This is a genomic window from Desulfobulbus elongatus DSM 2908 (assembly GCF_000621145.1).
Taxonomy (GTDB): Bacteria; Desulfobacterota; Desulfobulbia; order Desulfobulbales; family Desulfobulbaceae; genus Desulfobulbus; species Desulfobulbus elongatus.
Genome location: NZ_JHZB01000056.1, coordinates 1 through 10399, shown reverse-complemented (window position 1 = coordinate 10399; position 10399 = coordinate 1). Strand labels below are relative to the sequence as shown.

Here is a 10399-nt window from a genome sequence, read left to right as displayed (position 1 = left end):
TAATTTCAAAAAGAGAAAGATTTGGCAGGTCGACGACATCAAAAATGGCATCAAATTTTTGATGGAAATTTTCTATATACTCTTTCTTCGATGACATTTTGAGTTCTGATCCGATATCAACAGCAGCGTTCATGGCACCATCTCCTTTATTGAAGTGATGATACCAAAAGACTGCAATAATTTATAGCATTTTCTGCTCCAACACGCTGTTTTTATATCATTTCATACCGATCTGAATTGGGCGCTTTTAACGCATAACTATCGGATACTCCCACGAGAGTCCAAAGCCTCCGTCGATGCACTGGCCAGTGCGTTTCGCTCACGTGCTCGCCAACGCTGGTGCCAGAGCTTCTTGTCCTGGCGCTCGCTGCGGCAAGTCGTGATGCCAAATATAGGTGTTTTTCGGTGACTGCGGCTCATTGTTAACGAAGGGGTAGAATTCGTAGGTCAGAGAATCGGCACTAACGTGCCAATCCCCCCTAATCAAACCAACGCCCAGAGATTTTTTTTGTTTTTGTTTCAAAAAAACGCATAGCCCAAAAAAACAAACATATAATTGTTATTGCATCAGCATGAGATGATATGTGATCTTGATAACCAGCAGCGGCAAGAGCGGCAAAAGCAAGCATTAAAGCAGAACAATATAATATAATTTTATCTATGCGCCTAAGAATAATTTTCGATTTATAAGTGTCGCCGAGTTCATAAATAGCATCAATTATAGCGTGCTTTTCCGTTATCTTCATTATACATTTCCATGTAATATTTTTTTTAATAACTGCTCACCTTCATTCTGCAACAAAATATATTCAGCTCTTTTTCCACCTCTAGACTTTAATTCATAATAAAGTTGTGCATACAAGTTTGCTCTTCTCTCGAAAGAGAGGTAATTGTTAGTTCGTTGTAACAAATATCCATCTGCAAATTTAATAACCTCCTCAAGAAACTCTTTATCAATATTTTTTTGCGCCATCAGGTAATCTTCGGGGTCATCCCCACGCAACCATGATACTGATACATTAAAGTAAATGGCTAGCTTTTCATAAGTTGCCCTTGTAGGCTCGCCTATTCCCTTTAAGCAGCGCTGAACGGTTGACAGGGTTAGGCCTGATTCCCGGGCGACAATGCTTTGACTGCCTTTTTCTTGAACAGCCTCCGTTACTAAATCAACCACTCTTTGGGGTGTTTCGCCCCCACCTTTTCCTTTAGCCACAATTCACCACAGATAAAAACTATTGACACTCTATGCTCTACCTATTAATAGGTACCTAGATAAAATCAGGTACCAATCGTTAACTAAACATAACCTGCAAAAATGAAACAAACAACAGAAAATCCATCCGCCGAGATGGACCCCGTCGCCTGGGAGCACCTGCTCACCGTGAGAAAATTTGTTGAGAAATATCCTGCGTTTACTGAAAATTCCATTCGGTGGCTGATATTCAATCGCAGAACCAACGGGTTTGGCGAGTGCTTTCTCAAAGTGGGGCCAAAACGCATCTTCATTAACGTACCGAAATTTTTCCAAAAAATCCAAGAAAATACCATGGAGATGTGATGCCGCTGGATGTGATGGCGGCGTTCTCCGAGGAGCCGCCGGAATTGGATTTTGTCTGGCCCGGCTTTTTGGCCGGGACAGTCGGCGCACTCGTGGCGCCAGGCGCAACGGGTAAAAGTTATTGGGCGCTTGAGGCCACGATGGCCATAGCGTGCAGTGTGGCAGGTGGCGACCTGCTGGGGCTGTCGCCGCAGTGTACCGGCCGCGTGGTCTACCTGGCGGGCGAGGACCCCGAACCGGCGCTGGTCCATCGGGTACATGCCATCGGTCGGCACCTGCATCCCGCCGCTCGCCAAGCCATAGCGGACAACCTCACCATCGAGCCAATGATGGGCCGTCGCCTGGATATCATGGATGGCGGGCACCTTCGGCACATGATCGAGTACTGCATGGGTGCCAGGCTCATCGTGATAGACACGCTGTCTCGCATCCACGGCCTCGACGAAAACAGCAACGGCGCAATGGCCCGTCTGGTGTGCACGCTGGAGCACATAGCGGCCACCACTGGCGCTAGCATACTCTATCTCCATCACGTCGCCAAGGCCAGCGTCCGCGACGGCCTGGCCGACCAGCAGCAGGCAGCGCGGGGCGCATCGGCCCTCGTCGATAATGCCCGATGGTGCGGGTATGTGGCTACTATGACCGCCGCCGAGGCCGAACGCCTGTCGGATTGTGCTGACCAGCGGCTTATCGGACCCGATCAGCGCCGCCAATATGTACGATACGGCACCACAAAAATCAATTACGGGGTGGGGCTCTGTGATAGGTGGTATCGGCGGTCCGAGGGTGGGGTGCTTATCCCCGCGCAATTGTTAGAACTACGCGAAACAAATACAAAAAATGGAGCAGCCCGTGCCGCAGCCTGACCACGATCTAACCCATGCCAGACACGACCCGGCGCATTGTCTGGCCCCTGGCCTCTTTCGCAGCATCAAGCGCGGCGAACGCAAACGCAGCAAGCTGGATGTGACCTACACTTTCGGCGACGGCGAGTCCGTGCGGTTCGTCGGGTTTGAGCCTTTGGGGGCTGATGACCTGCGTGTTTTGCAGGGTATCGTTGCCCTTGGTGGGCCGAGTGGTCTCTTGCTTACCCCAGAGCCGACCGCGAAGACGGCGCAGCAGCTACGAACAGACCTGGAGACTCGGTTTGATGCCGTCAATCAAGACGGGCTGGTGGTCCGCGAGAGCTTGTCCAAGCTGCTGGCCGAAATAGGCATGACTGACAGCGGAGACAACATCAAGGCGCTGAAAGCCAGCCTGCTGCGCATGTCGAACGTCACCGTGGTGGTGATGAAAGACAAGCGGCAGGCCGCATTCCATCTGATGAGCCACGCTTTCGACGAAGCGGATGGCCGGCTATGGGTGGGGCTGAACCCGCGCGTTGCCGAAGCGATACTCGGCCGTCGATCATATGCCCGGATCGACATGGCCGAAGTCAGGGCTCTAAAAACCGCTCCCGCACGGCTGATCCATCAGCGGCTATGCGGTTGGATCAGTCCCGGCAAGTTCGGACGAGTCGGTATCGATACGCTCTGCGGGTATGTGTGGCCGAACGAAGCTACAGGGTCAACGATGCGGATGCGCCGACAAACGACCCGGAAGGCGCTCGCCGAGCTTGTGTGCATTGGCTGGTCAGTGAGCGAATATGCTTCCGGAAAATGGGAGATAGGACGACCTAAAAGCCCGTAGTAACGTTGACAGTTTCCCGTCGTAACGTTGACGCTCCCCCGTCGTAACGTTGACGGGGCACGCTTCGCATTGACTTGAAATTCCGTAAAAAAACAACAATCTCAAAAATCGATCTAAGAGATTATCTAAGATAATCTATAGGGCAGCCGCCTTTTGGGGCGGCGGCTGCCCCTGAAAAACAACAACCATTAACTCCAAAAAAACAAATGATACGGCCCCGGCCGGTGCCTCCAACACCAACCAGGGCCTAACCACAAAACACCTACAGAAGAGGTGAATCATGGCTGCAGAACAAGCTAGCGAACCCGCCAAAAAAATCAAATCAAAACCATCTTGCTCCCGCCGATCGGCGCAGACAACAAGCCCCACCCTAGAAAAACCGCCACATCGGAACATCGAAGTCATCACGGAAGACTCAACCTTTGACGAGGCGTATAACCTAGGCTGGGAGCTCCACTTCCAATTTAGAGCGAAATCAAAGATGGAAAAACAAAGATACCAGAATCACTTGCGATCAATAATCGGCAACAAGCGACTTGGTGAAATTACGCCATTGCTTGTTGAAAGAATAAAAATTCAATTTTTACAAAGTAACAGATCGCCCGCAACAGTTGTTCTTATTCTGAAAACGATTCGAGAAACGTACAATTTATTAATACGATGGCAGTTATTCAACTACAATCCAGCTCAAAAATTGAATGTACCTCAACGAGATAACAAGAGGCACAGATTCCTAAAGAAGGAAGAGGCCGATTTATTGTTGAAAGAACTGAAAGATCATAGTTTGCAAACATGGCAAATAGCTTTGTTGAGTTTATCAACTGGAGCAAGGGCTGGTGAGGTTTTTAGCTTAACTGGAAACCGCATTGATTTGTATAATAAATCAATGCGAATAGTTGACTCCAAAACAGAAAAAAATAGAACAGTATATTTACCAAAAATTGCAGTGCAAATGCTAAGTGATATGGAAATGAAAAAAATTTACCTGTATTTATGAACAGAAATGGGCAAAAAATAAATACAATTAGCAAAACATTTCCCAGAATTGTTGACATGATCGGGCTGAATGATGGAGTAACCGACCCGAGAGACAAAGTTGTTTTTCATACTCTGAGGCATACCTTTGCGTCATGGCTGGTTCAAAGTGGTGTGCAATTGCATATTGTTGGAGAGTTATTAGGGCACTCGACGCTGGAGATGACAAGGAGATACTCGCACCTGACTCCAGAGATCAAATCTGCCGCTGTAGGCACAATCGATTCCTATTTGTGAGGAGGAACATCATGAAGAAACTGCTGATCATTGCCGCTGTCTCCCTGACCCTGAATGTCCCCATTTTTTCTTTTGGAGAGACGGTCTACTGCACCAACTGCTCCACAACCGCTCTGCAAGCCCTGGATCGAGTCACTAATCTCTCACAGTTGACCACGCTGACGAACCAGTACACCGAGGCAATCACGCAGACCGCCCAGCAGATCAGCCTGGTCCAGCATGCGATCCAGAACACGATGCAATTGCCGCAGGCAATGCGCGGCGAGCTGACCGGGCAAATGACGCAGCTCGCCAATCTGACCAATCAGCTCCGGACCCAGCGCGGCGACTACACGGCCCTCGCTCAGGTCTTCAATCACCTTTTCCCGGCACAATCGACCTTCGCCGATCTGACGGCCGCCTCGACTGCGGAAGAGATCGAAGCAGCCAATCAGCAATACCGCCAGCATCAAGACAAATGGTCGGCGGCCGTAGATGAAGCGAGCCTGTCGACCTACCAGCTCACCGGCCGCCAGCTCGATGACCTGGCAAACGCCGGCCAACTCGAAACCTATGTGCAGAGTCTACTGGATAGCCCGGACGGGCAAATGAAGGCCATGCAGGCCGGCAATCAACTCGCAGCCCTGCAACTGCAAGAACAGCGGGAGCTGCGGGAGTTGGTTGCAACCGTAGCCCAATCGCAGCAGATCAGGCAGGCGGACGAGAAAAAGCAGGAAGAAATGGCGCAAGCGGCGGATCGCCGCGCCATGAGCACCGAGGGGCACTATATGGAACCTGATGCACCGCTACCATTTCGGCGTTAGGTCAGCGACGGAACGGTAATGGTTTATTTGGCTTCGTGTCATGGCCATCGGTACCCATGGCCTTTCTGCCTATCTCCTCGATCTCGGCTTGTTTTTTTTGCTGGTTGACCTGTGGGGAGACTTGGATGGATTTTTGCGGTTCCTTGGTTTTATTGCTGTCGCAGGCTGCGAGGGCGAGGACTCAAAACAAACAAAAAAATGTGAGGGATTTTTTTATGAAACGCTCCTGTTTGATTTTTTTCTGCCTTTTTTTTGCCTTCTTATTTATGGCGCCATGTTGTCAAGCAGCTGACATAAATATAATAAATCAACTGGCGGCCAAGTTCGCGACCGTCTCTGGAGAATACGGTCGAGCCCTGGAAAAATATGCCCAAAGCCTGTTCAAGTGGTGCCTGATCCTAGATGTGGCCCTGCTCGGGATTAGGGCTGCGCTCGGCCTGCAAGAGATCGGCGACACCATCAAGCAATTCATCATGGTCTTGCTCTTTGCCGGGTTTTGTTTTGCGGTCATCACTCATTACCAGGAATGGACCGGCAATATCATCAATGGCATGAGTGGGATAGCCACCGATCTCGCGGGCCAGGATGTGTCCAGTCCTTTCCAGGTAGGCTATGATGTAACGAAGAAAATCATGGCTGCCGGGGATAAGGCTGTAATGACCAAACTCGGTTACATCATTGCAGCGCTGGTCATTATGGCCATCTTTGCGCTGATGGGTGCCAGAATGCTGCTGGTCCTGTGCGAGTCCTATATCGCCATAAACGCGGCCGTTTTGTTGCTCGGCTTCGGCGGCAGCGGTTTGCTCAAAGAATACGCGATCAACACCATGCGCTATGCCCTGAGCGTGGCCTTCAAGATGTTTGTTATGCAGCTCGTTGTGGCAATCGGCTTAAAGTTTATGATGGATTTCAGTAGCGCCGCCGTCATAGATCTCATGGACGTGGCTCTTCTTATCGGCTGCGCGGTGGCCCTTCTCGTCCTCATCGACAAAATCCCCGAGATTTGCGCCGGCATTATCACCGGCTCGCACCATGGTGGCGGTCAGGGCCTCGGCGTAGCGGCCTCTGGGATTGCTTCCGCTGCCGGCGGAGCTGTCGGTGGTATGGCCGGCGCGGCGATGGGCACCGGCCGTGGCCTGTCTTCGATCAAGGCTGCGATGGATATTGCCGGTCCACAAGGCGGCGGCAAGACCGCCTGGGCACGCGGCGGCGAAACTCTCAAAAACTTGGGCGACGCGTATAGCACGGCCCGGCGGCAACAAAATGCCTGGGGCTCGACCGGCCAGCGCATGAACTCGATCCTCAAAGACCAACGGGATGTCTCCAGGGCGACGAACGCGCCACCCCAGCAAGAGGCTCCGAAAGTGGACCCACGAGAAGAAAAATAGCGGAAGAATCTGAAAATATCCAGTTATTGGAGGAGGAATGTCATGAAAACAGCGCATTTTTTTATGCAAAAAAAGAGTGGTATAGGGCAAACAGTTTTTGCTTCAATTCTGATGCAATACATTCAAAAAAGAGAAATTGAAGTGTATGGATTGGATGTGGGTAGCGAACCGGGATTATCCAGGTACAAAGGCCTAAACGTCCGGTTTTTGCCAACAGGCGATAGAGTGGATGCAGACTCTTTGCTGCATGCGCTCCCGGAAGGCTCTCATCTGGTGGTAGATGTCGCGCCTGACAGGGTGGAACTGTTGGCTGGTCTGCTTCGGCCGGAAGCAACCACGAAATTTCTGCATGTAGTGCATGTTGGAGGCGGTGCGGGTGTATCGACTGCCGAAGGGCTGGATCTACTCATTAATCCCGACACTTTTGGCGGGGTGCCGTGCGTTATCTGGATGAACCATTTTTTTGGTAAACCGGTGTTCACCGACACGCAGGTGGCCCAAGCTTACGCCATCGTCCAGTTTCCCGACCGCAAGCGATCTCCTCTGTTCGGGCCTGATTTTCAGGAGATGTTGGGCCGGCTCGAGACCTTCGAGGCGGCGATCAACTCCGGCGAAGTGCCGATCATGACCCGGCAACGTCTGAAAATATTCTGGCAGGAGATATGTGCGGCGCTCGATCTGGCGAACGTGGCGTAGAGCCGCCCCGGGCGGGACCGGCGACGGACCGGGTTCGGTTTTTTACCGGACCCGGTTTTTTTTATCTTTTTTTGGGGAATGACCAGGTTGTCGCGTGCAGCGAATTGCAGTTGCCACGAACAAAAAGTTGACCAGGTCAGAATTTGACACTCTGCCTCAGAGCGCTGCTTTCGCTCGATGGGATTCCAGGACACGCCTGATGGCGCTGTAACTGCTCTTGGGGGGTGTGGATATCCAGGGGTAAGTTGGCAGACCAAGGGCGCCCTGGGCGCGTTCTAGGAGTCTGTCGGAAATGAACAGTTGCCGTGAAGGTCAAACCCGGCCGGCAAAGCTCCAGGTTTCCTGGTTGACAAACATTCTTGCTAAATTCTGACATTTTGATCGGATATCGGCAAAAAATCTTCAAAAAAGGCCGGTTTTGATCGTGCTTAGTTTTGCAGGGCAAACATCCGCTTCAGATTCCAGGCGATCGACACAAGGGTCCACTCGCCGGTGACCGTTTCCAGCCCGCGGAGAAAAAATTGGCGAAACCCCAACACATGCTTGATGATGCCGAAGACCGGTTCCACCGTGCATTTTCGTCTGGCATAAACGGCCTTGCCAGTCACGGTTTTGAGCTTGTGACGCATCTGCTCAAGGGGCGTCGCGTTTTGCGCCAACGGCGCGGGTTCGGCAAAACGGTCGGCCAGCGGTTGATTATGTGATTCCCGGCCCGGCGGAATGAACGCCTCAATCTTGTCCATCGCGCAGGCGGCAAGATTGTCCTCGCTGAAGTACCCGGCATCCGCCAACAGTACTTCCACCTGGCCCAACGTTGCGGGCAGATCGCCGAGCGCCGCAAGGGCGGGCAGAGCGTCGAGCAGGCGCAGCAGCCAGGGAAGCCAAGCCCGGAGCAGGGCAGAGGACAAGGGGCGCGGGCGGTAATGGCGACAGGAAGATCCACCAGGTTGGCGGATTTTGTCACCAAAGCCCTTGACATGGATTCGCTTATAAGCGAAAATAAAGCATGTTCGAGATAAAGCACTACATCACCGACGACGGCCGCGACGTGTTCGAGGACTGGCGCGACAAAGTGAAGGATAGCAAGGCGAAGATTGCCATCGACCGGCGCATTTACCGCGCCGAGCTTGGCAATTTCGGCGACCACAAGCCATGCAGGGAAGGGGTGTGGGAGCTTCGTATCGACGTAGGGCCGGGCAAACCGTGGTCTTGTTGCTTTGCGGCGGCATCAAGCGTTCGCAGGACGCCGACATATCGAAGGCGTGCGAATACTGGAAGGACTGGCAGCGCAGCAACGTGAAACAGGAGAAAGAGCGATGAAAGATCGAGCACATGACGACGCGATGGCCGAAGTCTTCCGCAAAGACCCGGCCTATGCGGTGGAGCTGCTGAACAGCATCCTTGAAGACGGCGACCAGGGCGAGCTACTGATCGCACTTCGCCAGATGACGAAGGCATTCGGCGGCGTGTCGAAGGTGGCAGAGAAGGCGCAGCTCAACGACACGCACATCTACCGCATGCTGTCCGCGAAGGGCAACCCGGAGATTCGCAGCCTGTCGGCGATTCTCAAGACGATGGGCCTGCGCCTCGCGGTGCAGCCCATCCAGCACCCGGCAGCGCACGCATGATTGCCGCGCCGCGTTTCCCCGTCGAAGCCGCCCTTGCTGCGTTGCATGGGCGCATCTTCGCCATGCTGTCCGCCGACGAGCTGGAAGTCTTGGCGTTCTACCGGCAGCAGGGCCGGAAGTTCGGCGTTGACGCCCACATCGACAGTGCGGCCGATCCGGTCGAGCTGGAGCGGGCGCGAAGCGAGGCTCAGGCCGATGAAGTCATGCGCCGGGCGAACAGCACCGTGTCGGTGACACGTCGGCATCGGTGACGCGGCCGAGCTGGCCAGGTCAAAATTTGACATTCTGCCTTAGAGCGCTGCTTTCGCTCGATGGGATTCCAGGACACGCCTGGCGGCGCTGTAACTGCTCTTGGGGGGTGTGGATATCCAGGGATAAGCCGGCAGACCAAGGGCGCCCTGGGCGCGTTCTAGGCCCCTTCCTGATCGATTTCTCCCTTGGCCGCCCTTTCCCTGCTGCCGGGGGGAAAGCTATCCACTTTAACCGGATGCGTGGCCGTACCGGAATGCCTCTTCGCGCCGCCTGCGCTCTTCAGGGCTTAAGGAAGTCTTCGCCATACTCTTGCACCGCGTCATAGAGATTGAAATCCGAATCAAGAAGGCCCTGCAATCCCCTTGTTTCTTTGAGAGACAACGCCAGGCACGGCAAAAGCGGCAGTTTTGCCCTGATCTTGTCGATTTCCTCATCCGACGCATTCCGGAGTAGGGCATCGTTCACTTTTTCAATTATTTCCCGCCGTTCCTCTTCGCTGACATACTCGATGATTGCCATAGGTTTCTTTCTTTTTTTTTTGGAGTCGAAACAGGCGATCATGTTTATGCAGGCATGCATAGTCATCCCCGGCTATGGTCGACCAACAGCCGCCCCGAACGATACCATTTGCAGCTGCTCGATGCGATGGCCACAACGGGTTTTGATACCAATCAAGGTTCGGCTGCGGGCCGATCAGCCGGCCATGGATCTGATGACTGGTATCAGCAGGTAAGGATTATGTACGCCTCAGATCAATTTCCGCCCAACAGCTGGCGTATTAAGTGATTATCCATAAATAACCATGACCTTGTTCAGGACAATCATGGCGGCTGCCAATGTGTTGAGTGCAATGTACGAGAGATCTGTCTTCTCGTATCGTGGTATCAATTTGCGAAACCGGTTGAACCATGAATGTGCTAACTCAACGACCCAGCGCCGTGCCTTGAACGAAGGATCTCTTTCGATCAATTTTTTCTCTTCGCCTCGTGGGCGGATGTGGGGGATGAAGCCATTGGAGAGTACAGTATCCTCCTTGCCCACATATGCTGCATCAAGGCAGAGATTTTGCGGAGTATCCTTTTCTTTTGGCGCCACCACTCTGTTTTTCAGCAA

14 protein-coding genes and 3 pseudogenes are annotated in these 10399 nt (G+C 52.8%); 12 read left to right on the top strand and 5 right to left on the bottom strand.

What is annotated here, in order from left to right:
* Positions 1-479 precede the first annotated feature (479 nt).
* On the bottom strand, positions 480-746 hold the full coding sequence (locus tag Q362_RS23875; protein ID WP_157470277.1) for a hypothetical protein: 267 nt from the start codon (positions 744-746) through the stop codon (positions 480-482).
* Complete coding sequence (locus Q362_RS23175; RefSeq protein ID WP_169737457.1) at positions 746-1213, bottom strand: helix-turn-helix domain-containing protein; 468 nt, start codon at positions 1211-1213, stop codon at positions 746-748. The genes Q362_RS23875 and Q362_RS23175 overlap by 1 nt, the downstream gene beginning before the upstream one ends.
* Before the next feature lie 102 nt (positions 1214-1315).
* On the opposite strand from Q362_RS23175, the gene Q362_RS0116945 reads away from it, so the two are divergent.
* From Q362_RS0116945 to Q362_RS0116920, 9 genes and pseudogenes are all read left to right on the top strand, one after another.
* Positions 1316-1558 (top strand): hypothetical protein, encoded by a 243-nt coding sequence (locus tag Q362_RS0116945; protein ID WP_157470274.1) that lies wholly within the window; start codon positions 1316-1318, stop codon positions 1556-1558.
* Entirely contained in the window at positions 1558-2424 is an 867-nt protein-coding gene (locus Q362_RS0116940) for a helicase RepA family protein (RefSeq protein ID WP_028319611.1), read from the top strand. Before Q362_RS0116945 ends, Q362_RS0116940 begins: the two co-directional genes overlap by 1 nt.
* Positions 2411-3294 (top strand): annotated as a pseudogene (gene repC, locus Q362_RS21435) (replication protein C, IncQ-type). The gene Q362_RS0116940 and the pseudogene repC overlap by 14 nt, the downstream one beginning before the upstream one ends.
* A gap of 233 nt (positions 3295-3527) precedes the next feature.
* Complete coding sequence (locus tag Q362_RS23170; protein WP_084312936.1) at positions 3528-4244, top strand: tyrosine-type recombinase/integrase; 717 nt, start codon at positions 3528-3530, stop codon at positions 4242-4244.
* Positions 4241-4519 carry a tyrosine-type recombinase/integrase gene (locus Q362_RS25040; protein WP_084312934.1) on the top strand — a complete coding sequence of 93 codons (279 nt, stop codon included), beginning with the start codon at positions 4241-4243 and terminating at the stop codon, positions 4517-4519. Before Q362_RS23170 ends, Q362_RS25040 begins: the two co-directional genes overlap by 4 nt.
* 11 nt (positions 4520-4530) lie before the next feature.
* Entirely contained in the window at positions 4531-5322 is a 792-nt protein-coding gene (gene trbJ / locus Q362_RS22500) for a P-type conjugative transfer protein TrbJ (RefSeq protein ID WP_051554445.1), read from the top strand.
* Positions 5323-5362: 40 nt separating this feature from the next.
* Complete coding sequence (locus Q362_RS24145; RefSeq protein ID WP_169737456.1) at positions 5363-5614, top strand: hypothetical protein; 252 nt, start codon at positions 5363-5365, stop codon at positions 5612-5614.
* Entirely contained in the window at positions 5538-6710 is a 1173-nt protein-coding gene (gene trbL / locus Q362_RS0116925) for a P-type conjugative transfer protein TrbL (RefSeq protein WP_169737455.1), read from the top strand. The genes Q362_RS24145 and trbL overlap by 77 nt, the downstream gene beginning before the upstream one ends.
* A 42-nt stretch (positions 6711-6752) precedes the next feature.
* A complete protein-coding gene (locus Q362_RS0116920) occupies positions 6753-7406 on the top strand; it encodes a P-loop NTPase family protein (RefSeq protein WP_028319609.1) in 654 nt (217 codons plus the stop codon).
* Positions 7407-7834: 428 nt separating this feature from the next.
* Here the strand turns inward: Q362_RS0116920 and Q362_RS0116915 are convergent.
* Positions 7835-8266: pseudogene (locus Q362_RS0116915) on the bottom strand (transposase); the annotation flags it as partial.
* 146 nt (positions 8267-8412) lie between these two features.
* Here Q362_RS0116915 and Q362_RS21425 point away from each other — a divergent pair.
* From Q362_RS21425 to Q362_RS0116900, 3 genes and pseudogenes are all read left to right on the top strand, one after another.
* Positions 8413-8726, top strand: a pseudogene (locus Q362_RS21425) (type II toxin-antitoxin system RelE/ParE family toxin).
* Positions 8723-9034, top strand: coding sequence for a helix-turn-helix domain-containing transcriptional regulator (locus Q362_RS0116905; protein ID WP_028319607.1), 312 nt, complete (start codon positions 8723-8725; stop codon positions 9032-9034). The pseudogene Q362_RS21425 and the gene Q362_RS0116905 overlap by 4 nt, the downstream one beginning before the upstream one ends.
* The gene (locus tag Q362_RS0116900) at positions 9031-9285 is read left to right on the top strand and encodes a hypothetical protein (protein ID WP_028319606.1); all 255 of its coding nucleotides are present in this window, start codon (positions 9031-9033) and stop codon (positions 9283-9285) included. Before Q362_RS0116905 ends, Q362_RS0116900 begins: the two co-directional genes overlap by 4 nt.
* A gap of 280 nt (positions 9286-9565) precedes the next feature.
* Here Q362_RS0116900 and Q362_RS0116895 read toward each other — a convergent pair whose 3' ends face one another.
* Complete coding sequence (locus tag Q362_RS0116895; protein ID WP_028319605.1) at positions 9566-9805, bottom strand: hypothetical protein; 240 nt, start codon at positions 9803-9805, stop codon at positions 9566-9568.
* Positions 9806-10072: 267 nt separating this feature from the next.
* The coding region (locus Q362_RS21420) for a transposase (RefSeq protein WP_035217037.1) at positions 10073-10399 on the bottom strand (327 nt) is incomplete at its 5' end.

What these genes read in the sequence shown, in the direction of transcription:
- Q362_RS23875 (WP_157470277.1), bottom strand. Translation starts at nt 746, where the DNA reads ATGAAGATAACGGAAAAGCACGCTATAATTGATGCTATTTATGAACTC.
- Q362_RS0116945 (WP_157470274.1), top strand. Translation starts at nt 1,316, where the DNA reads ATGAAACAAACAACAGAAAATCCATCCGCCGAGATGGACCCCGTCGCC.
- Q362_RS0116940 (WP_028319611.1), top strand. Translation starts at nt 1,558, where the DNA reads ATGCCGCTGGATGTGATGGCGGCGTTCTCCGAGGAGCCGCCGGAATTG.
- Q362_RS23170 (WP_084312936.1), top strand. Translation starts at nt 3,528, where the DNA reads ATGGCTGCAGAACAAGCTAGCGAACCCGCCAAAAAAATCAAATCAAAA.
- Q362_RS25040 (WP_084312934.1), top strand. Translation starts at nt 4,241, where the DNA reads ATGAACAGAAATGGGCAAAAAATAAATACAATTAGCAAAACATTTCCC.
- trbJ (WP_051554445.1), top strand. Translation starts at nt 4,531, where the DNA reads ATGAAGAAACTGCTGATCATTGCCGCTGTCTCCCTGACCCTGAATGTC.
- Q362_RS24145 (WP_169737456.1), top strand. Translation starts at nt 5,363, where the DNA reads ATGGCCATCGGTACCCATGGCCTTTCTGCCTATCTCCTCGATCTCGGC.
- trbL (WP_169737455.1), top strand. Translation starts at nt 5,538, where the DNA reads ATGAAACGCTCCTGTTTGATTTTTTTCTGCCTTTTTTTTGCCTTCTTA.
- Q362_RS0116920 (WP_028319609.1), top strand. Translation starts at nt 6,753, where the DNA reads ATGAAAACAGCGCATTTTTTTATGCAAAAAAAGAGTGGTATAGGGCAA.
- Q362_RS0116905 (WP_028319607.1), top strand. Translation starts at nt 8,723, where the DNA reads ATGAAAGATCGAGCACATGACGACGCGATGGCCGAAGTCTTCCGCAAA.
- Q362_RS0116900 (WP_028319606.1), top strand. Translation starts at nt 9,031, where the DNA reads ATGATTGCCGCGCCGCGTTTCCCCGTCGAAGCCGCCCTTGCTGCGTTG.
- Q362_RS0116895 (WP_028319605.1), bottom strand. Translation starts at nt 9,805, where the DNA reads ATGGCAATCATCGAGTATGTCAGCGAAGAGGAACGGCGGGAAATAATT.